This is a genomic window from Chromobacterium indicum, assembly GCF_039708975.1.
Lineage (GTDB): Bacteria > Pseudomonadota > Gammaproteobacteria > Burkholderiales > Chromobacteriaceae > Chromobacterium > Chromobacterium piscinae.
Genome location: NZ_JAYFSJ010000011.1, coordinates 113,249 through 136,926, shown reverse-complemented (window position 1 = coordinate 136,926; position 23,678 = coordinate 113,249). Strand labels below are relative to the sequence as shown.

Sequence of the window (23,678 nt, the reverse complement as noted above, 5' to 3'; positions counted from 1 at the left end):
GCCTGCTTCACGATCTCATTTGCGGCATGCCTGGACCGAATACTGCTATCCACCGGAAATTTCGTATCTGTGATGAGGCTATACCAGATTTCGTGGTCGCCTTTCCCTTGGCGATCAAAGCGGCAGCCATGCTCCTTCAACTTTTTCTTTACCACAGCGGTAAAGTCAGTCACAAATTACCTCGGTTGAGACCTGTTCCGATTTCAGACGAAAACGAATCTCTCCCTCGGGCAAAGGCTGATCATTCAGCTCCAGCAACTCCGGAATGCGAGCCTTAAGCATGGCCACCAGCTCCTCACGCGTAGCCGCCTCTGCGACCAGCCCTCGTACATCTTTACTGCTGGCCACCCAAACACCGGCTTCATCGTCCCAGATTGCATGAACCGAAAACGGCTTCATGGCTCTCTCCCGTAATTCTGACTAGAATCAATAGCCTATTTAAGCTTCGATTCATGATGGCACCGCGAAGATAGAGCGTCAAATCCACCGCCGCTTCCAGAACCACCAGCTCATGCCAGCGGAAATCCCGCCCATCGCCAGCAGCACGATGAAGTAGCCGTAATGCCACTTCAACTCCGGCATGTACTCGAAATTCATGCCGTAGATGCCGGCGATCAGCGTCAGCGGCATGAAGATCATCGTGATCACCGTCAACACCCGCATCTGCAAGTTGAGCCGGTGCGACTGGGTGGAAAGATACAAGTCCATCATGTCGCCGACCATTTCGCGGTTCATCTCCAACGACTCCAGCACATGGACCACGTGGTCGTAGGCGTCGCGCAGGTAGACGCGGGTATCCTCGCCGAAGCGCTCCTCGTCGCCGCGGTTCAGCGACAGCAGCACCTCGCGCAGCGGCAGCAGCGCGCGCCTGAGTTTCAGGCAATCGCGCTTCAGCCGCTGGATCTGGCGCAGCACGCCGTTGTCGCGCCCTGCCAGCAGCTGGCCGTCGGTGCGCTCCACCTTGTCGTTGAACTGGCCGAGCACGCCGAAGTAGTCGTCAATGATGGCGTCCAGCAGCGAATAGGCCAGGTAGTCGGCGCCGCGGCGGCGCAATGCGCCGCGACCCTTGCGCAGCCGCTCGCGCACCTGCTCGAACACGCCGGTGGGCTTTTCCTGAAACGACAGCACGAAGCCGTCGCCCAGCACCAGGTACATCTGGTCGGATTGCAGCCGCCCGCCCTGCTGGTAATCGAACACGCGGCAGGCGAGGAACAGATAGTCTTCGTAGTCTTCCAGCTTGGGCCGCTGGCGGGCGTTGAGGATGTCCTCCTGCACCAGCGGGTGCAAACCGAAGCGCTCGCCTATCGCCTGGATGGCGGCGGCGTCGCTCAGGCCGTAGACATTGAGCCACAGCACCTCGCCGCGGCGGCGGTAGCTGGCAAGATTGGCCAGCGGCAGGTCGGCCAGCTCGATCGCCTCATCGGCGCAGAAGTCGAACAGCGACAACTTGGTGCCCGCGTGCTTGGCCTCGCCCACCGGCAGCAACGTCCCCGCCTGCTCGCCCAGCGTCGGCAGCCTCTCCTTCAATTCCGGATGGCGCATCGGCGGCTTATTTCTGCACGATGTCGAGCTGGAAGCCGACATTCTTCCACTGGCCCACTTCCTGCTGGAAGCTGCTGGCCGACAGCGGGTTGGCCTCCAGCCAGTCGCCGCTCAGCGACAGCGTGAAGCCGCGCGCGTGCTGGCTCAGGTCCAGCTCCGCCGGCAGCGCGGCGTTGATGCGGCTGCGGTAGAACAGCACCGCGACGCGCAGCGCCACCACCGCCTGCCACAAGGCCGGCTGGCTGATGTATTGCGCCATCTTACCCATGTCGCCGCGGTGGCCCAGCACGATGGCGGCCAGCGTGGCCTGCTCGCGCTTAGAGAAGCCCGGCATGTCGGCGTTCTGCAGGATATAGGCCGAATGCTTGTGGTAGGCGGTGTGGGCGATGGTCAGGCCGATCTCATGCAGCTTGGCCGCCCACGACAGGCGCTTGAGCATGTCCTGGTCCACGTCCTCGCCGGCCAGCATCCGGTACAGGCGCTCGGCCAGCTGGTTGACGCGCTCGGCCTGCTGCGCGTCGGCGTGGTAGCGGCGCTTGAACAGCGCCACCGTGCTGTCGCGCATGTCCTTCTCGCGCTGGCGGCCCAGCAGATCGTAGAGCACGCCGTCGCGCAGCGCGCCCTCGGTGACGATCATCTTCTCGACTTCCAGCTCCTCGAACACCGCGATCATGATGGCGAGGCCGCCGGCCAGCACCGGCGCGCGATCGGCCTTCAGGCCGTTGACCTTGATCGCGTCTATGCTGCCCTGCTTGATCAATACTTCGCGCAACTGCTCCATGCCGGCCAGGGTGATGTCGGCTCGGCTCCAGTCATTGATCTCCAGCACGTCGCGCAGCGAGCGCGCGGTGCCGGAAGTGCCGACGGCGATCTGCCACTCGCTGGGGCGGTATTCGTGGCGGATGCGCTGGATCTCGTTGCGGGCGGCCAGCGTGGCGTCGCGGAAATTGCCGCGGGTCAGCTTGCCGTCCGGGAAAAAGCGCATCGTGTAGCTGACGCAGCCCAGCGGCAGGCTTTCGGTGACCAGCGCCTTGTAATGGCTGCCGATGATGAATTCGGTGGAGCCTCCGCCGATGTCCACCACCATCCGGCGCTCCTTGGTGTCCGGCAGCGAGTGGGCGGCGCCCAGGTAGATCAGCCGCGCTTCTTCGCGTCCGGCGATCACTTCGATCGGGAAGCCCAGCCGCTCCTCGGCCTCGGCGATGAAGGCCGGCGCGTTCCTGGCCACGCGCAGCGTGTTGGTGCCGACTACGCGGACCTGGGCGGGCACGAAGCCGCGCAGCCGCTCGCCGAAACGGGCCAGGCAGGCCAGCGCGCGCTCTTGGGTGTCGTCGTTCAGGTGTTTGTCGGCGGTGAGGCCGGCGCCCAGGCGCACGGTTTCTTTCATCACGTCCAGGGCGTACAGCTGGTCGTCCACCACGCGGGACACTTGCAGCCGGAAGCTGTTGGAACCCAGATCGATGGTGGCCAGCACGGTGTGCGGGGGCGTGGCGTGTGTCAAGGACACCCCTTTTCTTGTTCGGTTGCGCCCGCGGGGCCGCAGCGGAGCGAACAACGCCCGGCGCGCCCGGCAAGCAAAATGGCGGTAACCGCGAGATGTTACCGCCATTTTGCGCTCAGCGTCATGTCCGGACCGCGCCGCTCAGCGTCCCATGGTTTCGCGCTTGATGTCTTCCAGCGTGGTGTGGCGGATATCCTTGCCCTTGACCAGGTAGACCACGTATTCGGAGATGTTCTTGGCGTGGTCGCCGATGCGCTCGATGGCCTTGGAGATGAACAGCGTGTCGATCGACATGCTGATGGTGCGCGGATCTTCCATCATGAAGGTGATCAGCTGGCGCAGCTCGGACGCGAAATTCTCGTCCAGCCGCTGGTCTTCCTCGGCCAGCTCCAGCGCGGCGCTGGTGTCCAGCCGGGCGAAGGCGTCCAGCGCGCGGCGCAGCATCGCCAGCGCCACGTCTGCCATCTTTTCGATTTCGCGGAAGCGCGGCATCTGGAAGCGTTCGGACTGGTGGATGGTCTTGCCCATCCGCGCGATCTTGGCCGCCTCGTCGCCGATGCGCTCCAGATCGGTGATGATCTTGATCACGGTGAAGACGATGCGCAGATCGCTGGCCGCCGGCTGGCGGCGGGCGATGATATGCAGGCAGTCGTCGTCGATGCCGACTTCCATCGCGTTGACCAGCGCGTCCTCGGCCATCACCTTGTCCAGCCGCGGCACGTCGCCGGCCATCAGGGCATCGACGGCGGACAGGATCTGCTGCTCCACCAGGCCGCCCATCTGCAGCACACGGGTACGGATGGTTTCCAGCTCCAGATCGAACTGCTTGGAAATGTGTTCTGCCATGTTTGCCTCGGAAATCTCGCGAAAATGGTAAATTGTAAGACAAGCAGATGACAGCCGCGTGACATGCCATCTTCGCCCGGCCGCGTCCAGCCGGCCGGGACGGACAGGATTCGCCTCAGCGCAGCACTTCCACGCCGCTCTGCTTGCCCAGCACCAGCACGTCGGCGCGGCGGCGGGCGAACAGGCCACAGGTGACGACGCCGGCGATGTGGTTGATGATTTCCTCCAGCTCCACCGGCTTCATGATCTGCAGGCCGTGCACGTCCAGGATCACGTTGCCGTTGTCGGTGGTCACGCCCTGGCGCAGTTCCGGGTGGCCGCCCAGACGCACCAGCTCGCGCGCGACGTAGCTGCGCGCCATCGGAATCACCTCGATCGGCAGCGGGAAAGCGCCCAGCATGGCCACGTACTTCTGCTCGTCGGCGATGCAGATGAACTCGTCGGCCACGCCGGCGACGATCTTCTCGCGCGTCAGCGCCGCGCCGCCGCCCTTGATCATGTGCAGGTGGTGGTTGATCTCGTCGGCGCCGTCGATATACACCGGCAGCTTCTCCACTTCGTTCAGGTCGAACACCGGAATGTGGTGAGCCTTCAGCCGCGCGGTGGAGGCCTCGGAGCTGGATACCGCGCCCTTGATGCGCCCCTTGATGCCGGCCAGTTCCTCGATGAACAGATTGACGGTGCTGCCGGTGCCCACGCCGATGATGGCGTCTTCCGGCACGAATTCCAGCGCCTTCTTGGCGACGGCGAGTTTCAGTTGATCCTGGGTCAGCATGATGGGGCCTCCTGGTTGGTGTTGTGCCGCCCATGCCCGGCATGAGCGATGATGCGCGATTATCCCATAAGCGGACTGCGCCGGCATGACGCCTGGCCGCTTGTTCAAAATCTTGCAGAGCAAGTTGATCATCCCGCTGGCCCGAGGCTCGCCAAAGCGAGCCATTCAAGCCACACGGCGCAGAGGCTCGGCTCTGGATCAGCGTTTTTTGGCCGCGGCGCTTAGGCCGGCATCAGCAGGCAGACAGCCTGCGCCTCTATCGCCTCGCAGCGGCCCAGATAACCCAGCTTCTCGTTGGTCTTGCCCTTGACGTTGACCGCGCCGACATCCAGCCCCAGATCCGCCGCGATATTGGCGCGCATCTCGTCGATGTGCGGCGCCAGCTTCGGCCTTTGCGCGATCAGCGTGCTGTCCACATTGACCGGCCGCCAGCCGGCAGCCCGCACCCGCGCCGCCGCTTCGCGCAGCAGCGCGCGGCTGTCGGCGCCCTTGAATTCGACTGCGGTGTCCGGGAAATGGCGGCCGATGTCGCCCAGCGCGGCGGCGCCCAGCAGCGCGTCGGTGATCGCGTGCAGCAGCGCGTCGGCGTCCGAGTGGCCGAGCAGGCCCTTGTCATGCGGAACGTCCACTCCGCCCAGAATCAGCGGGCGGCCTTCCACCAATTGGTGCACGTCGTAGCCTTGTCCGATGCGAAACATGTTCTTCCTTGCTGTTCAGTAGTCTTCGCGCGCGGCCAGGATGGCGCGGGCCAGCGCCAGGTCGCGCGGATAGGTGACCTTGAAGTTCTGCGCGTCGCCCTCCACCAGCAGCGGCTTCAATCCCAGGCGCTCGACGGCGGCCGCCTCGTCGGTGATGTCCTCGGCCGCCACGCCGCGCAGCGCGTTCTCCAGCACGCCGGCGCGGAACATCTGCGGCGTCTGCGCCAGCCACAGGCCGTTGCGCGGCACGGTGGCGGCGACATGGCCGTCGGCGTCGGCGCGCTTGACGGTGTCCGGCACCGGCAGCGCCAGCAGGCCGCCCACCGCATGGCCGGACAAGGCTGCGATCAGGCGCTCCACGGCGGCCACCGACAGGCAGCAGCGCGCGGCGTCGTGCACCAGCACCCAGTCGTCCTCGGCGCAGGCGAGCGCGGCCAGTCCATTGGCCACGCTTTCGGCGCGGCTGGAGCCGCCGACTCGGCGCACCGACAGCTTGGGCAGATCCCAGTCGAAACCGTCGAACCATTCGTCCTGCGGCGACACCACCACCGCCACTTCGTCCACCCCCGGCACCGCCGCCAGCGTGGCCAGCGTGTGCCACATCAGCGGCTTGCCGTTCAATTGCAGATATTGCTTGGGGCTGGGCGCGCCGAAGCGGCTGCCGGAGCCCGCCGCCGGCACCAGCGCGATCATTCTGGCCATCGCCTCAATCCCCCGCCTGCGCCGGCTGCTCCAGGCCGCGCCAGACGCAGGCGCCCTTCACCGTCTTGTCCAACACATCCAGATAAGCCTGATGCTCGGCCTCTTCGGCCTCGCTGGCGGCCAGCACTTTCAGCGGCTTGCGCTCGAACTGGATGGCGCCAGCGTCTCCCGGCAGCTCCACCTCGATGTCCATCGCCAGGCTTTCCTGGCCGCGCGTCATCCATAGATAGACTTCGGACAACAGCTCGCAGTCCACCAGCGCGCCGTGCAGGGTCCGGTTGGAGCGGTCGATCTCGAAGCGGTCGCACAAGGCGTCCAGGCTGTTGCGCTTGCCCGGAAACATGTCGCGCGCTTCGCGCAGCGTGTCGATCACGCTGGCGCAAAGCTTGTCGATCGGCTCGATGCCGATCTTGGCGAACTCGGCGTTGAGAAAGCCGATGTCGAAGGGCGCGTTGTGGATGATCAGCTCGGCGCCGCGCAGAAAATCGGCGATTTCCTGCCCCACCTTGGAGAACACCGGCTTGCCGTCCAGAAACTCCAGCGAGATGCCGTGCACGCGCTGGGCATCGGGATCGATCTCCCGCTGCGGATGGATGTAAAGATGCAGGTGCTTGCCGGTCAGCTTGCGGCCGACCATTTCCAGGCCGGCGAACTCAATGATGCGGTGGCCCTGCTGCGGATCGAGACCGGTGGTTTCGGTATCGAGAATAATCTGTCTCATGCTGCGTCCTGCCCGCGAAACCGTATCGACGGCGCCGCGGTGTGTCTACTGGTCAGACCGACTCCACGCCCTTGTTGGCGAGTTGATCGGCTCTCTCGTTGAACTCGTGGCCGGAGTGGCCCTTCACCCAGCGCCACTCCACTTCCAGATGGCGGTTGCGCTCGGCGTCCAGCTCCTGCCACAGATCGGCGTTCTTCACCGGCTCCTTGGCCGCGGTTTTCCAGCCGCGCGCCTTCCAGCCGTGTATCCATTCGGAAATGCCCTTCTGCACATACTGGGAGTCGGTGTAGACCACCACCTTGCACGGCCGGTTCAACGACGCCAGCGCCCGGATCACGGCCATGATTTCCATTCTATTGTTGGTGGTACCGCGCTCGCCGCCGAACAATTCCTTTTCCTTGCCCTTGTAACGCATCAACGCGCCCCAGCCGCCGGGGCCGGGATTGCCCTTGCAGGCGCCGTCGGTGTAAATCTCGACTCTGTCTTCTGTCGTCATGCTGTCTCGTTCATTGGCAGGACGATACGCCGTCCCGCTCGGTTGTTTCCGGCCGCTTGTGCGTGTGCTGGCGCTCGTTGCCCGCCACCACGCCCAGCGCGCCCTTCTTCTTGGCCTGCTGCTTCCAGTTGGGCGTGATCAGCCGCATGCCGCGCTGGCGCTTGACCGCCTCGATTCCATATACCCCGGCCGCCAGCGGCCACCAGCGTTCGCCCGCGTCTTCCATGAAGCCGCATCGGCCCAGCCAGTCCTGGCGCGAAAACGGCGGCGCATACGCCATGAAGGCGCCTTCCTCCAGTTCCAGCTCCAGCAGCGCCAGCCAGTCCTTGATCCGGGGCTGGGTGAAAAAATTGCCGTTCCAGGGCGCCGATTCCCGGCCCTGGATCAGCCTCCGCACGCCCCACAGCGACAGCGGGTTGAAGCCAGTCAGGATCAGCCGGCCCTCCGGCATCAACACGCGGTCCGCTTCGCGCAGTACCTGGTGCGGCTGGGTGGTAAAATCCAGCACATGGGGCATCACCAGCAGATCCAGGCTGCGGGTTTCGAACGGCAGGAAGGCGGGATCGCAGCGCACGTCGACATCGCCGTAATCGGCCACCCGGCACTGCCAGGGAATGCGGTTGCCGCTCAAGCAATCCATTTCCGGCAACCCGACCTGCACCGCGTGGTAGCCGAAGGCGTCGGCCACCGCCCGCTCGAAATATTCCTGCTCGCGCTGCAGCAGGTAACGTCCGAGCTCGGTGCCGGTCAGCCAGGCGCCAAACGAATTTTTCATGGGGGAAAGCCTTATGGCAGCCACGTTTAGCATCGCCCCGGTAGGGGCATTCACTGACAATTATATCTGGGTTTTGCGCGAGGGCGCTCGCGCCGTCGCCGTGGACCCCGGCGAAGCCGCGCCGCTGCTGCGCTATCTGGAGCAGGAGAAGCTGCGGCTGGAGGCCGTGCTGATCACCCACCACCACGCCGACCATTGCGGTGGCCTGCCGGAGCTGCTGCGCGCCTGTCCGGGCGTTCCTGTCTATGGCCCGGCCGGCATTCCCGGCGTCAGCCATCCGGTGACGGAGGGCGACGCCATCGAGCTGGACATGGGACAGGCCAAGGTGCTGGAAGTGCCCGGCCACACGCTGGACCACCTGGCATACCTGCTGGACGACGCGCTGTTTTGCGGCGACACTCTGTTCGCCGCAGGCTGCGGCAGGGTATTCGAAGGCACGCCGGAACAGATGCTGGCTTCGCTGAAAAAACTGGCCCGATTGCCGCCGCAAACCAAGGTTTACCCCGCCCACGAATACACGCTGTCCAATCTGCGCTTCGCGCTGGCTGCCGATCAGCATAATCCGATACTCGCGATGCGCCACAGCCGCGACAGCGCGCTGCGCGAACGCGGATTGCCCACCCTGCCCAGCACCATCGCGCTGGAAACCGCCAGCAACCCCTTCCTGCGCAGCGGCGAACCGGCGCTGCGCGAAGCGCTGCGGCAGCGCGGCGGACATCCCGGCGACAGCGAGGAAACCTGCTTCGCCATGCTGCGGGAATGGAAGAACGATTTTCGCTGACAGGCATGCCGGATACGTAACTTTTCGCAGTCCATCCGCGGAGCCCTTCACTTGCTCGCGAAATGGGCTATAAGCAATGAAAGCGCATGAAATGATTTGCCTTTTTCAATTGACACCCCCCTGACGCATGTTTAGCATCAGCCGGAATCAGAAATACGGGCTCGTCTGAATGAAACGCTTCACTCCATTGGCACTCGCCGTGTCGCTCGCATTGCCATTCGCATCGCTGGCCCTGGCCGGCCCCGCGCCGTCTTCCGGCGTGGACGAGGCGATGGCCGCCGGCCTCGACATGATGCTGCTGAACTCCAGCCTGCTGCGTAACGGCGACGACGTCTGGAAGCGCGTGCGCGAAGGCTTTCAGCTGGATGAGGTCAACGCCGACACCGTCCGCCGCCAGGAGCGTTTCTACGCCAGCCGTCCCGAATACTTCAAACGCACGCTGGACCGCAGCCGCAAATACCTGTTCCACATCATGAACGAGGTGGAGCGCCGCGGCATGCCGACCGAGATCGCGCTGCTGCCGATGGTGGAAAGCGCCTTCGTGCCCACCGCCAATTCCCGCGTCGGCGCCGCCGGCTTGTGGCAGTTCATGCCGGCCACCGGCCGCCATTACGGGCTGGAGCAGACCTGGTGGTATGACGGCCGCCGCGACGTGACCGACGCCACCCGCGCCGCGCTCGACTACCTGCAGAACCTGTACGCCCAGTTCGGCGACTGGAACCTGGCGCTGGCCGCGTACAACTGGGGCGAAGGCAATCTGGCCCGCGCGATCGCCAAGGCCCAGGCCAGCGGCATCGAACCCACCTACGAAAACATCCGCCTGCCGAACGAGACGCGCAACTACGTGCCCAAGCTGCTGGCGGTGCGCAACATTCTGCTCAGCCCGGACAAGTACGGCGTCCACCTGGACAAATTCCCCAACAAGCCCTACTTCGTCGCCGTCTCCACCGGCAAGCACATGAACATCGACATCGCCGCCAAGCTGGCCGGCATCTCGGTGGCGGAATTCAAGGAATTGAACCCGGCCTTCAACCTGCCGGTGTTCGCCTACAAGGCCGGCCGCCAAATGTTGTTGCCGGCCGCCAAGGTCGACAAGTTCCAGGCCAATCTGGACAAGTGGAGCAAGCCGCTTCTGACCTGGGAAGTTTACGTTCCCAAGAGCGACGAGAACATCAACGCCGTCGCCGGCGACCACGGCATGAGCAGCGGCCAGCTGATCGCGGCCAACCGCATCAGCGGCGGCACGCTGAAAGCCGGCCAGCCGGTGCTGGTGGCGATGAACAAGCCGCTGAACGACGGCCAGTCGTTCGAATCGGTGGATACCCCGATCGGCGATGCGCCGGTCAGTGCCGGCGCGACGCTGATCGCGCAAGCCGAACCGGCCCCTGCTACGGCCCAGCCTGCGGTGACGCAGGTCGCGCTGGCAGCAACGCCGCAGGCCGCGGCGCCGACAGCCGTCGCCTCCGTCCAGCCGCAAATCACGCCGCAGCCAGCAACAGACACCGGCCTCGCCGCGCGCCAAGCCGTGCTGCTGGCCAGTTCGGCCAATACCGCCGAAGACAGCGCCGCCGCCCGCTCGTTGGCCACCCGCGATCTCGGCAGCTACACCGTCGCCAGCGGCGACACGCTGTACAGCATCGCCCGCCGCAGCAATCTCGACATCAACGACCTGAAAACGCTGAATCAACTGGACGGCAATCTGGTCCAGGTTGGCCAAAAACTGAAACTGAAAGCCGACAGCGCAACCGATAATCTCGTCGCCAACAGCGACGACGACGGCGCGGATCCAGCCTTGGTCAAGGTAGCCGAGCGCCGCCCGGCCGCCAACGCAAGCCATGCCCACCGCAGCAAGGAATACGTGGTTCAGCGCGGCGACACGCTGTTCAGCATCGCCCGCCGTTTCGGCGTCACCCACAACGACATTCAGCGCATCAACGGCAGCCGGCACCCCAACCATCTGCAACCGGGCCAGAAGGTCAAGATCGTCGGCCTGTAATCAATCGAAAAACGGCAATGCCCGCATGAAATCGGCCCGAAAATACCGGGCCGATTTTCATTAAATCATCAGGACTTTCTGGGCGCGCCGCGCATCCTCCTCACCAGGCTGCGCGCCGGCGGCGGCGCGGCGATCAATTGCGGCAGGATATCCTGCAATTGTCCGCGCAGCTCCTCGACCGTCAACGACAACTCGGCCACCAGCCAATGGCAATGCGTGGGCTCGCGCATCCGCGCGGGATTGTCGGCCGCAGGCAAGGGGTCGGCCAGCAGCTGCGGCTGGTTGAAGCGCAAGGCGTGCGCCGCCCGCAGCAAGGTGCGGACGATGGCCCGCCGCGGCGAACGCTCCTCCGCCAAGGCCGGGGTGGATGCCGATACCTCGCCCATCCGATCCAGCAAGGTCCAGATGCTGCGTTGGCAACGCTGGACCTGATCCAGCTGGCGGTGCGACAGCGCCGACTCCTGCGTCACCGCGGGCAGCAGGCCGCGCAAGCGGATCAACCGGCTGTTGAACTGGTCCAGCGCCGCGTCGCCCTCCACCGGCAGCCGGCGCGCGATGCGGTTGTACAGCAGCGCGGCCTCGCGCAGATTGTCCGCCAGCAGGAAACGCCAGCTGTCCAGCGCTCGCAGCGGCAGCGTGGCGGCGGCGGCCATGCCGATCAGCGAACCGATCAGCACATTGCAGCTGCGCCACAGCGCCTCGTTGATCGGCTCGTCGCCCAGCCCGCCGACGATCACCAGCGTGATGCCGGTCAGCAATGCCAGATAGCCTCCTTTGCCCTGCGCGTGCCAGCAACTGAGCGCCACCACCGCCAGCATCCAGGCATAGCAGAGATACGGCGATACGCCGTGCAGCAGAATGGCGGCCAGCCCGGCTACCGCGCCCAGCAGAGAGCCGCCCATCCGCTCCAGCGCCTTGCGCCTGACGCCGCCCCAGTGCGGCACCCCGCCCAGCACGATCAGGATCGTCACCAGCATCCAGCCGCCGTGGGGGATGCCGGTGGCCAACACCAGCGCCAGGCCAGCCAGAAAAGCCAACGCCACCCGCAACACATGCGCCTGTCGCGCATAGCGGTTCAGGTAGTAAGGCACCACCAGAACCCGCCACGGATGCTGCCATCTCCCGCCCATGCCTCTACTCCGGATTCCGGCTGTCCAGCCAGATCGTGACCGGGCCGTCGTTTATCAGGCTGACCTGCATGTCCGCGCCGAATACGCCGGTCGGCACCGGTTTGCCCAGCGCGGCGACCAGCTCGGCGACGAAACTGTCGAACAGCGGTTGCGAGATCTCGCCGCGCGCCGCGCGCGAGTACGAGGGCCGATTGCCCTTCTTCACGCTGGCATGGAGCGTGAACTGGCTGACCGCCAGCGCGTCGCCGCCGCAATCGAGCAGGCTGCGGTTCATCACCCCCGCCTCGTCGTTGAAGATGCGCAGCTGGCTGATCTTGCGCGCCAGCCAGACGATGTCGTCCGGCCCATCCTCCTCCTCCACGCCAACCAGCAGCAAGGCTCCGGCGCCTATCTCGCCCACCGTTTGCCCCTCCACCCTCACCGCCGCCTGGCTTACCCTTTGCACCAGCACCCGCATTCGAACATTCCTCGTCGTGACTCTCGTTTCATTCTACCCATTCCTTCGCGGCGGACGCGAGCCGCCGCGCTTCGGTACAATAGCGCCAACTCAAGAAAAGGAAACGCCGCATGTTGATGGTCATCTCGCCGGCCAAGACGCTGGATTACCAAAACCCGCCCGCCGTCGACCAATACAGCCAGCCCGACCTGCTGGATCACAGCGCCGAGCTGATCGGCGTCCTGCGCCAAAAAAGCCCGCTGGACGTCGCCAAACTGATGAGCATCAGCGACGCCTTGGCCAATCTCAACGTCGGCCGCTACGCCGACTGGCAGCGCCCGTTCACTCCCGACAACGCCAAGCAGGCGATCTACGCCTTCATGGGCGACGTCTACGAAGGCCTAGATGCCGCCACGCTGGCTCAACCCGCCGTCGGCTACCTGCAGAACCATCTGCGCATCCTGTCCGGCCTGTACGGCGTGCTGCGCCCGCTCGACCTGATGCAGGCCTACCGGCTGGAAATGGGCACCCGCCTATCCAACGGACGCGGCAAGAATCTGTACGAGTTCTGGGGAGAAACAGTTACCGCCAGGCTCAACGCGCAATTGGAAGCGCTGGGCCAGCGCACGCTGGTGAACCTGGCATCGGATGAGTATTTCAAATCGGTGAAACCCCGGGCGCTCAACGCGGCCATCGTCACCCCGGTGTTCCAGGATAAAAAGAATGGCCAGTACAAGATCATCAGCTTCTACGCCAAGCGCGCGCGCGGCCTGATGGCGCGCTGGGCCGCCGAGCGCGGCGTTGTCGATCCGGAGCAGCTGCGCGGCTTCGACAGCGAAGGCTACGCCTTCGACGCGGCGGCTTCGAACGAACTGAACTGGGTATTTCGCCGCGACCGCGAATAAGCTGGCCAGCCCAGACCATCGTCATTAAGATCGTGCCTTTATCTGACAGGAAAAGGCATGATCGCCACCCGCCTTGCGACGCCGGCCGACTCCTCGGCGCTGGCCGAATTGTTCTACCGGATCGACTTGCACTACTTCGGCCCCGAACGGGCAAGCCGCGAGGCCTCCGCCCGCTACGTGGCCGGCAACTTGTTCCAAGCGCATTGCGGCGTGCAAGTCATGCTGGCGGAACGCGAGAACATCGCCATCGGCCTCGCGACCTTTTCGCTGCTATACCCAGCGCCGGAATATGGCGGCCAATTGTTCATGAAGGATTTGTTCGCCATTCCTGAAGCGCGCGGCGGCGGCACAGGCAAGGCCTTGATGAAGGCGCTGGCCCGCCATGCCATGGAGCACGGCTGCAAACGGCTGGATTGGACGGCGGAGCGAGGCAATGCGGACGCGATGGCGTTTTATCGCAGCATCGGCGCCAGCATCGTGGCTGACAAGATTTACTACCGCTTCGATGGCGAGGCCTTGAAAGCCTTTGCGGCATGATCGAACGCCGGAATGCAAAAAACCGAGGCTTAGCCTCGGTTTTTCACTTGAAAGACCCAGGCAAAAAAAAGCCCGCTAGGGGCTTTTTTGATAGCAGCAATAATTTAGAGAGGCTGAATGCCGGATGCTGCCGGGCCCTTTTGGCCCATAGCGCGGGTGTAGCTTACCTTTTGGCCTTCATGCAGGGACTTGAACCCATCGGCACGAATTTCAGAAAAATGAGCGAACAGATCATCACCACCATTGTCCGGGGTGATAAAACCAAAGCCTTTTGCGTCGTTGAAAAACTTAACGGTACCCGTTTCCATAATGCACTCCTTGTGTCGGTTAGCGGCAATAAAATCGCCAAAAGCATGATAATCAAGGAATAGATAAGGAAACAAAGAAGACCAACGGGGTGGGCAACGAGGTGTCGATAGATATGACGCTTGAAGATCCTGCTTCTTTAATTTTGCACCGATTACTTTTCAGTTGTCAACAATATTATTAAGGAAGGGCTCAAGCCGGCGCCGCGACAGGCGCAGAGCAACCGGAGCCCAAACCGACCCGGCTTACTCCTGCCCGGCCCCGCCCAGCGCGGCTAAATATGGAACCTCTCCACCGCGCCCCTGGGCTTAGTAGCTTGATCCAAGATCGAGCCAGCGCTCTGCGCAGCCTCCGACAAGGAACGAGCCATGCCCTTGATGCACTCGGCGTCGTCGACGACGTTGCCGACAACAGAGGACTACTCCCAGGTGAGGTAGATAATTTGCGCGAAAGTCTCCACCGCCCGCGGCATTAGCCCGCCGATGCCCTCGATCTCGCTTGCCGCGCTCCAAGCCAGGCCCACGCGCTGATCCACGGCGCTCTGCGTCTGCTGCATGCCCTGAGTTTGCGGTGACCTCGGCCATGCCTGAGCCGTGCGTTCTGCCAGCTTGCGCACCCCGCCCGCCACCATGGCAAAGCCGCGGCCTTGTACGCCCACGCGGACGGCCTCAAGACAGCACTCAGCAGATTCGTCTGGTCTACGATGCCCGGCTGGAGGTAGGAAACAACAGGCAGCTTGGCGAGGGGGATGCTTGGAAGCGCATCACGCAGATGCCGCCTTCTGGCCACGCGGACTCACAGCGGCCGAAATGGATCGAATCCGCTTGCACCGCGGTTACAGTAGCCGGAAAAGCAAAAAGGCCAACTTCGAAAAGTTGGCCTAAATGCTTTACTTATTTGGTTGCGGGGGCAGGATTCGAACCTACGACCTTCGGGTTATGAGCCCGACGAGCTACCAGACTGCTCCACCCCGCGTCTGAATTCTGTTCTGCGCTTCGTGCAGAGAAGTGAACTATACCGAACAGTATATTTACTGTCAACAGCCAAATGAAACTTTCTTTAAAACCCATCGCACTTCGACTTCATAATCTTTAACAGATGCCGGCCGCAAAAACATAAGCGGTCAACAAAAAGCCGCTACATTGACATCGTGGTCGGCGTTGATGCGAAAGCAAAGACGACCAGCTTGCCATCCGGGTCTGCCAACCTGATGGAGAGCCAGCCGGCCTCTTGTGCATTTTGACAGGTGTTGCAAGCTGCATGCGACTGCCAGCGCGTACAGCCCAGGCGATGCCTGTTCTCCTAAGTGTTCATCACGGAACTTCGGGCCGCCTCGCGCGGCCCTCTTTTTTTGTCCAACCGGCTGATTGTATACCAAATAGATACAAAATGCCAATAAAATACCAGTTGCTCAGCTGCTGGCAGTCGCTCGCGGCAGCCCAGCTCCCATTCGCTTGCGCATCAGCAAGGTCGCCGCGGTCAGCGCACCCATCACGCCATAACTGATCCAAGGCAACAGCAGCACCGAACGCTCCACCGGCCAATGCCAGGCCAGCCAGCTGCGCAGCGCCATTTCCGCCACCAAGCCCACACCCCACATCACAGTCATCGTCCGTATCCCGCCACGGAAAGCCGCCTGCTGCCACAGCCTCTCGCAGCGCTCCCGGCCGCCCTCTTCCTTGCGCTCTATCGTCGCCCTCGCCAGATAGAAAACCAAAGGACGGGGCAACAACAAGGACAACAAGAATGCCGCGCCGAACAAACCCGTCAGCAGGGATTCGCGCAACAGCAGCATTTTCTCTCCGCCGCCCAGCAACATCGCCAGCAACGACAGCGCGATCCCCAGCAGCACCATCATGCTGAGAGCATCCACCCGTCGCGTCCGCCACAGCTCCCACAAGCTCCAGGCTATCGGCGGCGCAGCCGACAGCAGCAAGCCGCCCATTTCGCCCCAATGCGGCTTGGCCCAATGGTAACAAAGCCAGGGCAGCAGGAAATTGACGACCAGTTCGAGCAGCAGCAAGGCGCGTCGCGGCATGGCGCGGACTCCAAAATGAAATCGTTACAGTGCAGACCCATCATGCAATTGTCAATGCGGAGCCATCCTCGCCGCCGCGCAAAAAACCAAGCCCCGCTCTAGGCGGGGCTTGGCGCGCCGGCTCTCCGGCCGACGATTCGGAATTGGGAAGACTCAGGCCGCGGCCTGGATGAATCCGTTGGCCGGATACATCGCGCTGGCCAATCCCAGCGCGGACTTGAAAGTCACTTCAAACATCTTGCCGACCTGGCGCACGCTGATCACTTCATAGTGAACCACGTCGCCGCACTCCTTATGTTCGAAAACTTTGTAGCCCGGCTTCAGTTGCGAGATTTTCATAATTCAATCCTTATTCTTTTTTTCGATAAAAAACAGATAGATATTCGTTGTTTGTCAGTGTCCGCCGGAAAAAGTTCCAGCCAGGCGCACAGTCAATCTGTTGCCTGCCTGCAATCTAGCAGGCGTGGATGACAAGCCCGTGACGAAGTCCATCATCCGCAAGCGCCCACTACAGCGCTGATCCGCGCGGCACAACCGTAGCATCCGCGCAATCCACCATGCTATAGCAAGCCGACGGTTCGCCGCAGCTGGACTTTTGTCAGTGTTCGCCACACGGCGATGACAAAAGACCATGGCCGCAATCGGACAAGAAAGCAGTGCCCGCCGCCTAGCAACTTTCCTTAAGGGTAAAACAAGACCCCAGTTACCAATATGGCAACCGGGGCCAGGATAACCAAGCATCATCAAAATACCTGGTGATACTACTTATCCGCCATGACCTAGGTCAATGGCGGACGGTGGAAATCAGCCGACGCGCATGCCCGGCTTGACGCCTGCGTCCACGTCCAGCAGGAACAGGCCTTCGCTGTCGTCCACGCCGGACGCGCAGACGATCATGCCCTGCGACACGCCGAAGCGCATCTTGCGCTCGGCCAGGTTGGCGACCACGATCACGTGGCGGCCCACCAGCTTTTCCGGTTCCTGATATGCCTTGCGGATGCCGGAGAAGATGTTGCGGGTTTCGAAGCCCAGATCCACCTTGAACTGCAGCAGCTTGTCCGAGCCTTCGACGAAGTTGCACTCCAGCACTTTGCCGACGCGCAGATCCACCTTGGCGAAGTCGTCGATCTTGATGGTTTCGGCCAGCGGCTCGTGCGCGGCGGCGGCCGGCGCGTCTTGGGTAGCTTGCATATTCTGTTTGTTCGCTTCTATCAATTTGTCGATCAGCGCCGGGTCGATGCGCTGCATCAGGTGCTGGTAGGCATTGATCTTTTTGCCCAACAGCAGGGTTTCCGCGTCGCTCCAGGACAGCGGTGCCACGTCCAGGAAGGCTTCCACGCCCTCGGCCAGCTTAGGCAGTACCGGCTTCAGGTAGATGGCCAGCAGGCGGAAGGCGTTGACCAGCACGGTGCAGACGTCTTGCAAGCGCGCGTCCTGGCCTTCCTGCTTGGCCAGCTCCCACGGCTTGTTGGCGTCCACGTAGCCGTTCACCACATCGGCCAGCGCCATCACGTCGCGCAACGCCTTCGCGTATTCGCGCGCCTCGTAGGCGGCGGCCAGTTCTTCGGCCGCCGCCTGCAGCTTGGCCAGGATCTCGCCGTCGGACACCTGGGCGGCCAGCATGCCGTCGAAGCGCTTGGCGATGAAGCCGGCGGAGCGGCTGGCGATATTGACGAACTTGCCGACCAGGTCGGAATTCACCCGCGCGACGAAGTCGTTCAGGTTGAGGTCGATGTCCTCGATGCGGCCGTTCAGCTTGGCGGCGATGTAGTAGCGCATCCACTCCGGGTTCAGGCCGCAATCCAGATAGCTCTTGGCTTGGATGAAAGTGCCGCGCGACTTGGACATCTTCTGGCCGTCCACGGTCAGGAAGCCGTGGGCGAACACGCCGGTCGGCGAACGCAGGCCGGAATAGTTCAGCATCGCCGGCCAGAACAACGCGTGGAAATACAGGATGTCCTTGCCGATGAAGTGGTACATCTCGGTCTGGCTATCCTTGGCGAACCATTCGTCGAAGTTCAGACTCAGACGCTCGCACAGGTTCTTGAAGCTGGCCATGTAGCCGATCGGCGCGTCCAGCCACACATAGAAGTACTTGCCCGGCGCGCCCGGGATTTCGAAGCCGAAGTACGGCGCGTCGCGGCTGATGTCCCAATCCTGCAGACCGCCGCCGATCCACTCGTTCATCTTGTTCAGCGATTCCGGCTGCAGATGCTGCTGCACGGCGCCGTCGGCGCGGCGGCTGGAGCCGCTGGTCCAGGCTTTCAGGAAGTCCGCGCATTCGCCCAGGCGGAAGAAGTAGTGCTCGGAGGTTTTCAGCACCGGTTTGGCGCCGGACACCGCCGAGTACGGGTTCTTCAGCTCGGTCGGCGCGTAGGTGGCGCCGCAGACTTCGCAGTTGTCGCCGTACTGATCCTTGGACGCGCACTTCGGGCATTCGCCCTTGACGAAGCGGTCCGGCAGGAACATCTGCTTTTCCGGGTCGAACAGTTGCTCGATGGTGCGGCAGGCGATCTTGTCGTCGGCCTTCAGCGCCAGGTAGACCTGCTCCGCCAGCGCCTTGTTTTCCGGGCTGTTGGTGCTGTAGTAGTTGTCGTGGCCGATCAGGAAACCCTGCGAATCGGCGACGTGCAGCTCGCGCACTTCATTCACCAGCTGCTCGGGCGTGATGCCGCGCTTCTCGGCGGCCAGCATGATGGGCGCGCCGTGAGTGTCGTCGGCGCACACGTAATAGCATTCGTGGCCGCGCATCTTCTGGAAGCGCACCCAGATATCGGTCTGGATCTGTTCCAGCATGTGGCCCAGGTGCAGCCCCGCGTTGGCGTAAGGCAGCGCGCTGGTCACCAGAATCTTGCGTTTGGTCATTCGAATCATTCCCCAGTCAGGCAATCTCAAGCGATCGATTATAGAGACAGAACGGACGGGCGGCCATCGCGCCGCGCCGCCGATATTGCCGCGCACAAAAAACACAAGCCCGGGACGCGCGGCGGCCGGGCTTGTGATGGTCTAAACGGACGGATCAGGCGCTCTGGCCAGCCAATTCGCCCTGTCGTTCCGCCGGCGCGGCGCGCTCGGCCATCGCGATGCCCACCATCTTGCGGCCCAGCAGCACATAGGCCAGCGAGAAGCACAGCGACAGCACCGCGAAACCGGTTAGGCCGCTAGCCTGGTACACCTGGCGGAACAGCTCGATGCCCACCGCGTAGCCGGCCATCGAGATCATGCTCATGCTGGCGGAAATGGTGCCGCGGCCGGCCAGATCGCAGGACATCAGCGCGAAGCGGTACAGCACGCCGAAAGCCAGGCCTTCGCCGAAAGCCATCAGGCTCATGCCGGCCACCATCCAGTACTGTGGCACGGACGAGAACAGCACGCCGCCCACCATCACGGCCAGGCCGCCGACGATAGGCCACATGCCAACCAGCGCGGAGCGGCCCAGCGGCCAGCGGTCTGCGATCACGGCCAGCGCCAGGTTGCCGGCGATCAGGCCGCCGAACACCGGGAGCTGCATCAGGCCGTACTCGACAGTGCTCATGTGCAAGTCGCGCACCAGCAGCACCGGCGACAGCGCGATCCAGCCCATCAGCGGCAGCGCCAGCAGGGGAATGCACAGCGCAGCCAGCACGAAGCGGCTGTGGCCGAACACCTTCAGGTAGTCGCGGCCCATGCTGGACAGCGGCAGCTTCTCATGGCTGGGCGCTACGGTTTCCGGCATCCGCAGGTACAGGCCGATCAACGCCAGGAAAGACAGGCCGGCGATGAACAGGAAGCCGCTGCGCCACGGCGCCAGCTCCAGCAACGCCGCGCCGGCCAGCGGGCCGACCAGCGGCGCGATCAGCGCCACATTGGCCATCAGCGCGGTCACGCGCACCGCGGCGCTTTCTTCAAACGATTCCTGCAGCGAGGCGTAGCCGACCGCGTTGATGAAGCACAGGCCCACGCCCTGCAGCAGGCGCAGCGCGATGAAGGCTTCGATCGAGCTCACCAGATAGGTGGCCAGGCAGGCGATGGTGAAGTAAGCGACGCCGAACAGCAGCACCGGACGGCGGCCGATGCGGTCGGACAGCGGGCCGGTCAGCCACGGCAGCAGCGCGCCGCCGATCAGGAAAGCGGTCATCGACGTCGGCGCCCAGGAGGCGTCGACCAGAAACTCGCGGGTCACCGCCAGCATGGCGGGCTGCACCATGTCGTTGCAGATGTAGACGGCGAATTCGAACAGGACCAGGGCCAGCGGGAACAGCAGATTGGCCCAGGTAAGCTTGGCGTGTTTGGACTGCATAAAGCGGAGAAAGCCTTTCGATCAAAGAGCAGGGCCCGCGGCCTGACGGGGCCGAGCCTTGGAACGCAAGCGTCGCGCATTGCGTAAAGAACCGGTAATACTACGCTTTTCAAAGACTTTTATCAAAAAAAACTTATAAACCAAGCCCTGATACACAATAAATTCCCTGACCGATGGAAGCCCGCAGGAGTAAGATGCGGACATCGCGGAGCGCGATGCGCCCGAGACAAAATCCGATTAAAATTGTCGGAAATATCCATCCGGAACCTCGCATGTTCTCCAAACTCACCCGCCTGTTCGGCGGCCAAGCCGACCGGGCCACCCAGAACGAAACCATGGCACAGCTCGAAAACCAGATCCTCGATACCCTGAAGCCGCTGATCGACGCCAATACCGGCAAAAGCTACGTAGCGGCCAAAAACGTCAAGAACCTCAAGTGCGGCGACGCCGAGATCAGCCTGGACGTGGTGCTGGCCTACCCGGCCAAGAGCCAATTCGACGCCGTCCGCCGGCAGTTCGAAGCGGCGCTGGCGCCGCTGGCCGAAGGCCGCGCCGTCAAGGTGGCGGTGAGCAGCCAGATCGCCAGCCACTCCGCCCAGCGCGGGGTGCCGCTGCTGCCCGGCGTGAAGAACGTGATCGCCGTCGCCTCCGGCAAGGGCGGCGTCGGCAAGTCCACCACCGCAGCCAACCTGGCTCTGGCGCTGGCGGACGAAGGCGCGCGCGTCGGCCTTCTGGACGCGGACATCTACGGCCCGTCGCAACCGCTGATGATGGGCTTGCAGGGCCAGCGTCCGGAATCGGTCGAGGGCAAGCTGACGCCACTGTCCAATCACGGCGTGCAGACCATGTCCATCGGCTACCTGGTGGACGCTGATCAGGCGATGGTGTGGCGCGGCCCGATGGTCAGCCAGGCGCTGCAGCAGCTGCTGAACGATACCCGCTGGGACGATCTGGACTATCTGGTGATCGACATGCCGCCGGGCACCGGCGACGTGCAACTGACGCTATCGCAAAAGGTGCCGGTCACCGGCGCGCTGATCGTCACCACCCCGCAGGACATCGCCCTGCTGGACGCTCGCAAGGGCGTCACCATGTTCCAGAAGGTGGGCGTGCCCATCCTGGGGCTGGTGGAAAACATGGCGATCCACGTCTGCTCCAACTGCGGCCACGCCGAGCACATCTTCGGCGAAGGCGGCGCGGCCAGGATGGCGCAGGACTTCGGCGTGGACCTGCTGGGCTCGCTGCCGCTGGATCTGGCCATCCGCCTGGCGGCGGACGAAGGCAAGCCCAGCGTCGCGGCCGATCCGGCGGGCAAACCGGCCGAACTGTACCGCGCCATCGCCCGCCGCGTGGCGGTGAAGGTGGGAGAAAAGGCTCAGGACTTCTCCGGCAAGTTCCCCAAGATCGTGATCCAGAACAACTGAGCCGCAGCATGATCGCAATGTACGATTCCGGCCTGGGCGGGCTGTCGGTGTGGCGCGCGGTGCGCGCCGCCCTGCCCGACTGGCCGATCACCTATCTGGCCGACCAGGCCTATTGCCCCTATGGCCCGCGCAGCCGCGACGAGATCATCGCCCGGGCGCTGAAGGTGGGGCATTACCTGGTCAGCCAGGGCGCGACCATCCTGGTGGTGGCCTGCAACACCGCCACCACCGCCGCCATCGCCGCGTTGCGCGCCGAGCTGTCGCTGCCCATCGTAGGCATCGAGCCGGCGATCAAGCCCGCCGCCGCGATGAGCCGCACCGGCCGCATCGCGGTGCTGGCCACCGAGTACACGCTGGCCAGCGCGCGCGTGAAAACGTTGCTGGACGACCATGCCGACGGCGTGGACGTGCTGCGCCGCGCCGGCCACGGCTGGGTGGAACAGGTGGAGGCGGGCGAGCTGTCCAGCGAACGCACCCGCGCGCTGGTGCGCAGCGTGGTGGAACCGCTGATGGGCGAAAACATCGACCACATCGCGCTGGGCTGCACCCACTACCCGTTTCTCGAGCCGCTGATCCGCGAGGTCACCGGCGACGGCATCCAGCTGTACGACCCGGCCGAGGCCATCGCCCGCCGCGTCGGCGACCTGCTGCGCCAGCACGGCTGCGACAGCCAGGGCGACCGCTACTACCGCTTCATCACCACCTCGGCCGACGCCGGCGAGATGGCGCTGCGGCTGCCGCAGCTGATCGGCCGCCCTTACCCGGTGGAGTCGCAGCCGCTGGATTGAGCGCTTCTCCCCCCGCCGCCGCGACGCTAGAATGGCGCGGCAACCCTTTGCCTCAGGTTTCATCATGAAAACAAGATTGCTGTTACTGCTGCTGTCGGCGCTGAGCCTCCCCGCGCTGGCCGCGCCCTCCTGTCGCGACGTCGCCGCCAAAGTCAATCTGCAGGCTTCCCGCCAGTTGGACGTGGCCGAGCTGGGCGACATGCTGCAAAGCCTCAACCGCGATGGCCGGCTGCCGGACAAGTTCGTCACCAAGCGCCAGGCCCAGGCCGCCGGCTGGAAGCCGGGACGCAGCCTGTGGACTGCGCCCGGCCTGCAGGGCAAGTCCATGGGCGGCGACCGCTTCGGCAATTACGAAAAGCGCCTGCCTGCCGGCCAATGGCAAGAAGCCGACCTGGGCTACACTGGCGGCAAGCGCGGCGCCAAGCGCCTGCTGTTCAGCCGCCAGGGCCAGCGCTTCGTCACCGTCGATCACTACAACAGCTTCATCGAGGTCGCGCCATGCAAGTAAAAGTATGCGAGCTGCGCCATATCCGCAGCCTGGAGCAGTTCTACGACGAGCTGGAGCGCCAGCTGTCGCTGCCCGCCCATTTCGGCCGCAACCTGGACGCGCTGTATGACAGCCTGGCCAACGATGTGGCCGGCCCGTTCGAGTTGCTTTGGCGCGATACCGAGGAAGCCCGCCGCGGACTGGGCCAGGATGTCTACGCCACCGTGCTGGAAATTCTGCAAACCGTCGCCGAAGAGCGAGGCGACGTCACCCTCGACATCCACCACTGATCCCCGCCCGCCGCGTTGTCGCCGCGCTACACGAACGGCATCAACGCGGCAGCCCTCGCCATGCGATGCGCTTCTTTAGCGCATCATGGAATTCTTAAGTCTTTAAGATCATTGCGAAATATTCGAATTCGAACCGCAATTGTCGAAATCCCGTCAAGACAACCTCGTACTAACACTCTATAATCGCTAACCTTCAGCCGGCTGCTCCTGTCGGACAACAACAGG

Annotated in this window: 26 protein-coding genes and 1 tRNA gene; 8 read left to right on the top strand and 19 right to left on the bottom strand. The window is 63.7% G+C overall.

The annotated features are described in order from the left end of the window. Nucleotides 1–165 precede the first annotated feature (165 nt). The 10 genes from VA599_RS16225 to VA599_RS16180 all read right to left on the bottom strand — a co-directional run bounded on the left by VA599_RS16225 (nucleotide 166) and on the right by VA599_RS16180 (nucleotide 8,056). Nucleotides 166–399, bottom strand: a complete 234-nt coding sequence (locus VA599_RS16225) for a DUF1902 domain-containing protein (RefSeq protein WP_346789502.1) — start codon at nucleotides 397–399, stop codon at nucleotides 166–168. A 78-nt stretch (nucleotides 400–477) separates the two neighbouring features. Then, complete coding sequence (gene corA, locus VA599_RS16220) at nucleotides 478–1,542, bottom strand: magnesium/cobalt transporter CorA (RefSeq protein WP_021476970.1); 1,065 nt, start codon at nucleotides 1,540–1,542, stop codon at nucleotides 478–480. Between the two features lie 7 nt (nucleotides 1,543–1,549). Then, nucleotides 1,550–3,043, bottom strand: coding sequence for an exopolyphosphatase (ppx, locus tag VA599_RS16215; protein WP_234004553.1), 1,494 nt, complete (start codon nucleotides 3,041–3,043; stop codon nucleotides 1,550–1,552). 141 nt (nucleotides 3,044–3,184) lie between these two features. Beyond that, a complete protein-coding gene (gene phoU, locus VA599_RS16210; protein ID WP_021476968.1) occupies nucleotides 3,185–3,889 on the bottom strand; it encodes a phosphate signaling complex protein PhoU in 705 nt (234 codons plus the stop codon). Between the two features lie 115 nt (nucleotides 3,890–4,004). Continuing rightward, nucleotides 4,005–4,664 (bottom strand): ribose-5-phosphate isomerase RpiA, encoded by a 660-nt coding sequence (gene rpiA, locus VA599_RS16205; RefSeq protein ID WP_021476967.1) that lies wholly within the window; start codon nucleotides 4,662–4,664, stop codon nucleotides 4,005–4,007. A 221-nt stretch (nucleotides 4,665–4,885) separates the two neighbouring features. Next, entirely contained in the window at nucleotides 4,886–5,362 is a 477-nt protein-coding gene (ispF, locus tag VA599_RS16200; RefSeq protein WP_346789500.1) for a 2-C-methyl-D-erythritol 2,4-cyclodiphosphate synthase, read from the bottom strand. A gap of 15 nt (nucleotides 5,363–5,377) precedes the next feature. Then, a complete protein-coding gene (gene ispD, locus VA599_RS16195; protein ID WP_104946356.1) occupies nucleotides 5,378–6,064 on the bottom strand; it encodes a 2-C-methyl-D-erythritol 4-phosphate cytidylyltransferase in 687 nt (228 codons plus the stop codon). 4 nt (nucleotides 6,065–6,068) lie between these two features. Continuing rightward, nucleotides 6,069–6,785, bottom strand: a complete 717-nt coding sequence (gene dnaQ / locus VA599_RS16190; protein ID WP_021476964.1) for a DNA polymerase III subunit epsilon — start codon at nucleotides 6,783–6,785, stop codon at nucleotides 6,069–6,071. 52 nt (nucleotides 6,786–6,837) lie between these two features. Then, a complete protein-coding gene (rnhA, locus tag VA599_RS16185; protein ID WP_021476963.1) occupies nucleotides 6,838–7,281 on the bottom strand; it encodes a ribonuclease HI in 444 nt (147 codons plus the stop codon). Nucleotides 7,282–7,291: 10 nt separating this feature from the next. Then, nucleotides 7,292–8,056, bottom strand: coding sequence for a class I SAM-dependent methyltransferase (locus VA599_RS16180; protein WP_021476962.1), 765 nt, complete (start codon nucleotides 8,054–8,056; stop codon nucleotides 7,292–7,294). Nucleotides 8,057–8,069: 13 nt separating this feature from the next. On the opposite strand from VA599_RS16180, the gene gloB reads away from it, so the two are divergent. Beyond that, a complete protein-coding gene (gene gloB, locus VA599_RS16175) occupies nucleotides 8,070–8,837 on the top strand; it encodes a hydroxyacylglutathione hydrolase (protein ID WP_346789498.1) in 768 nt (255 codons plus the stop codon). Nucleotides 8,838–9,006: 169 nt separating this feature from the next. Then, the gene (locus VA599_RS16170) at nucleotides 9,007–10,833 is read left to right on the top strand and encodes a lytic transglycosylase (RefSeq protein WP_346789497.1); all 1,827 of its coding nucleotides are present in this window, start codon (nucleotides 9,007–9,009) and stop codon (nucleotides 10,831–10,833) included. A gap of 68 nt (nucleotides 10,834–10,901) precedes the next feature. On the opposite strand, the gene VA599_RS16165 is transcribed toward VA599_RS16170, so the two are convergent. Together VA599_RS16165 and dtd are read right to left on the bottom strand one after the other, a co-directional pair. Then, on the bottom strand, nucleotides 10,902–11,963 hold the full coding sequence (locus VA599_RS16165) for an FUSC family protein (RefSeq protein ID WP_346789495.1): 1,062 nt from the start codon (nucleotides 11,961–11,963) through the stop codon (nucleotides 10,902–10,904). 4 nt (nucleotides 11,964–11,967) lie between these two features. Next, the gene (dtd, locus tag VA599_RS16160; RefSeq protein ID WP_346789493.1) at nucleotides 11,968–12,420 is read right to left on the bottom strand and encodes a D-aminoacyl-tRNA deacylase; all 453 of its coding nucleotides are present in this window, start codon (nucleotides 12,418–12,420) and stop codon (nucleotides 11,968–11,970) included. A 110-nt stretch (nucleotides 12,421–12,530) separates the two neighbouring features. Between dtd and yaaA the strand changes: the two genes are divergently transcribed. Then, complete coding sequence (gene yaaA / locus VA599_RS16155) at nucleotides 12,531–13,304, top strand: peroxide stress protein YaaA (protein ID WP_346789491.1); 774 nt, start codon at nucleotides 12,531–12,533, stop codon at nucleotides 13,302–13,304. A 57-nt stretch (nucleotides 13,305–13,361) separates the two neighbouring features. Further along, nucleotides 13,362–13,841 (top strand): GNAT family N-acetyltransferase, encoded by a 480-nt coding sequence (locus VA599_RS16150; protein WP_346789489.1) that lies wholly within the window; start codon nucleotides 13,362–13,364, stop codon nucleotides 13,839–13,841. A gap of 104 nt (nucleotides 13,842–13,945) precedes the next feature. Here the strand turns inward: VA599_RS16150 and VA599_RS16145 are convergent, their stop codons facing one another. The 7 genes from VA599_RS16145 to VA599_RS16115 all read right to left on the bottom strand — a co-directional run bounded on the left by VA599_RS16145 (nucleotide 13,946) and on the right by VA599_RS16115 (nucleotide 20,464). After that, nucleotides 13,946–14,149, bottom strand: coding sequence for a cold-shock protein (locus VA599_RS16145; RefSeq protein WP_021476955.1), 204 nt, complete (start codon nucleotides 14,147–14,149; stop codon nucleotides 13,946–13,948). A 416-nt stretch (nucleotides 14,150–14,565) separates the two neighbouring features. Continuing rightward, nucleotides 14,566–14,805: a hypothetical protein gene (locus VA599_RS16140; RefSeq protein WP_346789488.1), complete on the bottom strand. Its 240-nt coding sequence runs from the start codon at nucleotides 14,803–14,805 to the stop codon at nucleotides 14,566–14,568. Nucleotides 14,806–15,045: 240 nt separating this feature from the next. Next, nucleotides 15,046–15,122, bottom strand: a tRNA-Met gene (locus VA599_RS16135). A gap of 436 nt (nucleotides 15,123–15,558) precedes the next feature. Continuing rightward, a complete protein-coding gene (locus VA599_RS16130; RefSeq protein ID WP_346789487.1) occupies nucleotides 15,559–16,185 on the bottom strand; it encodes a VC0807 family protein in 627 nt (208 codons plus the stop codon). Between the two features lie 153 nt (nucleotides 16,186–16,338). Then, on the bottom strand, nucleotides 16,339–16,524 hold the full coding sequence (locus VA599_RS16125) for a hypothetical protein (RefSeq protein ID WP_021476952.1): 186 nt from the start codon (nucleotides 16,522–16,524) through the stop codon (nucleotides 16,339–16,341). Between the two features lie 465 nt (nucleotides 16,525–16,989). Then, nucleotides 16,990–19,059, bottom strand: coding sequence for a methionine--tRNA ligase (gene metG, locus VA599_RS16120; RefSeq protein WP_425536219.1), 2,070 nt, complete (start codon nucleotides 19,057–19,059; stop codon nucleotides 16,990–16,992). A 145-nt stretch (nucleotides 19,060–19,204) separates the two neighbouring features. After that, on the bottom strand, nucleotides 19,205–20,464 hold the full coding sequence (locus VA599_RS16115) for an MFS transporter (RefSeq protein ID WP_346789486.1): 1,260 nt from the start codon (nucleotides 20,462–20,464) through the stop codon (nucleotides 19,205–19,207). A gap of 272 nt (nucleotides 20,465–20,736) precedes the next feature. Here VA599_RS16115 and apbC point away from each other — a divergent pair, with 272 nt between their 5' ends. From apbC to VA599_RS16095, 4 genes are all read left to right on the top strand, one after another. Continuing rightward, the gene (apbC, locus tag VA599_RS16110; protein WP_346789485.1) at nucleotides 20,737–21,888 is read left to right on the top strand and encodes an iron-sulfur cluster carrier protein ApbC; all 1,152 of its coding nucleotides are present in this window, start codon (nucleotides 20,737–20,739) and stop codon (nucleotides 21,886–21,888) included. Between the two features lie 8 nt (nucleotides 21,889–21,896). Beyond that, the gene (gene murI, locus VA599_RS16105) at nucleotides 21,897–22,676 is read left to right on the top strand and encodes a glutamate racemase (protein WP_231151599.1); all 780 of its coding nucleotides are present in this window, start codon (nucleotides 21,897–21,899) and stop codon (nucleotides 22,674–22,676) included. Between the two features lie 64 nt (nucleotides 22,677–22,740). Further along, entirely contained in the window at nucleotides 22,741–23,184 is a 444-nt protein-coding gene (locus tag VA599_RS16100) for a ribonuclease domain-containing protein (RefSeq protein WP_031296317.1), read from the top strand. Then, entirely contained in the window at nucleotides 23,175–23,453 is a 279-nt protein-coding gene (locus VA599_RS16095) for a barstar family protein (RefSeq protein WP_021476946.1), read from the top strand. The genes VA599_RS16100 and VA599_RS16095 overlap by 10 nt, the downstream gene beginning before the upstream one ends. The last annotated feature ends 225 nt before the right edge of the window (nucleotides 23,454–23,678 follow it).

What these genes read in the sequence shown, in the direction of transcription:
- VA599_RS16095 (WP_021476946.1), top strand. Translation starts at nt 23,175, where the DNA reads ATGCAAGTAAAAGTATGCGAGCTGCGCCATATCCGCAGCCTGGAGCAG.
- rnhA (WP_021476963.1), bottom strand. Translation starts at nt 7,281, where the DNA reads ATGACGACAGAAGACAGAGTCGAGATTTACACCGACGGCGCCTGCAAG.
- VA599_RS16180 (WP_021476962.1), bottom strand. Translation starts at nt 8,056, where the DNA reads ATGAAAAATTCGTTTGGCGCCTGGCTGACCGGCACCGAGCTCGGACGT.
- metG (WP_425536219.1), bottom strand. Translation starts at nt 19,059, where the DNA reads ATGATTCGAATGACCAAACGCAAGATTCTGGTGACCAGCGCGCTGCCT.
- phoU (WP_021476968.1), bottom strand. Translation starts at nt 3,889, where the DNA reads ATGGCAGAACACATTTCCAAGCAGTTCGATCTGGAGCTGGAAACCATC.
- VA599_RS16125 (WP_021476952.1), bottom strand. Translation starts at nt 16,524, where the DNA reads ATGAAAATCTCGCAACTGAAGCCGGGCTACAAAGTTTTCGAACATAAG.
- dnaQ (WP_021476964.1), bottom strand. Translation starts at nt 6,785, where the DNA reads ATGAGACAGATTATTCTCGATACCGAAACCACCGGTCTCGATCCGCAG.
- VA599_RS16130 (WP_346789487.1), bottom strand. Translation starts at nt 16,185, where the DNA reads ATGCCGCGACGCGCCTTGCTGCTGCTCGAACTGGTCGTCAATTTCCTG.
- VA599_RS16170 (WP_346789497.1), top strand. Translation starts at nt 9,007, where the DNA reads ATGAAACGCTTCACTCCATTGGCACTCGCCGTGTCGCTCGCATTGCCA.
- murI (WP_231151599.1), top strand. Translation starts at nt 21,897, where the DNA reads ATGATCGCAATGTACGATTCCGGCCTGGGCGGGCTGTCGGTGTGGCGC.
- VA599_RS16165 (WP_346789495.1), bottom strand. Translation starts at nt 11,963, where the DNA reads ATGGGCGGGAGATGGCAGCATCCGTGGCGGGTTCTGGTGGTGCCTTAC.
- apbC (WP_346789485.1), top strand. Translation starts at nt 20,737, where the DNA reads ATGTTCTCCAAACTCACCCGCCTGTTCGGCGGCCAAGCCGACCGGGCC.
- VA599_RS16145 (WP_021476955.1), bottom strand. Translation starts at nt 14,149, where the DNA reads ATGGAAACGGGTACCGTTAAGTTTTTCAACGACGCAAAAGGCTTTGGT.
- VA599_RS16115 (WP_346789486.1), bottom strand. Translation starts at nt 20,464, where the DNA reads ATGCAGTCCAAACACGCCAAGCTTACCTGGGCCAATCTGCTGTTCCCG.
- yaaA (WP_346789491.1), top strand. Translation starts at nt 12,531, where the DNA reads ATGTTGATGGTCATCTCGCCGGCCAAGACGCTGGATTACCAAAACCCG.
- corA (WP_021476970.1), bottom strand. Translation starts at nt 1,542, where the DNA reads ATGCGCCATCCGGAATTGAAGGAGAGGCTGCCGACGCTGGGCGAGCAG.
- VA599_RS16225 (WP_346789502.1), bottom strand. Translation starts at nt 399, where the DNA reads ATGAAGCCGTTTTCGGTTCATGCAATCTGGGACGATGAAGCCGGTGTT.
- gloB (WP_346789498.1), top strand. Translation starts at nt 8,070, where the DNA reads ATGGCAGCCACGTTTAGCATCGCCCCGGTAGGGGCATTCACTGACAAT.
- VA599_RS16100 (WP_031296317.1), top strand. Translation starts at nt 22,741, where the DNA reads ATGAAAACAAGATTGCTGTTACTGCTGCTGTCGGCGCTGAGCCTCCCC.
- ispF (WP_346789500.1), bottom strand. Translation starts at nt 5,362, where the DNA reads ATGTTTCGCATCGGACAAGGCTACGACGTGCACCAATTGGTGGAAGGC.
- ispD (WP_104946356.1), bottom strand. Translation starts at nt 6,064, where the DNA reads ATGGCCAGAATGATCGCGCTGGTGCCGGCGGCGGGCTCCGGCAGCCGC.
- rpiA (WP_021476967.1), bottom strand. Translation starts at nt 4,664, where the DNA reads ATGCTGACCCAGGATCAACTGAAACTCGCCGTCGCCAAGAAGGCGCTG.
- VA599_RS16150 (WP_346789489.1), top strand. Translation starts at nt 13,362, where the DNA reads ATGATCGCCACCCGCCTTGCGACGCCGGCCGACTCCTCGGCGCTGGCC.
- dtd (WP_346789493.1), bottom strand. Translation starts at nt 12,420, where the DNA reads ATGCGGGTGCTGGTGCAAAGGGTAAGCCAGGCGGCGGTGAGGGTGGAG.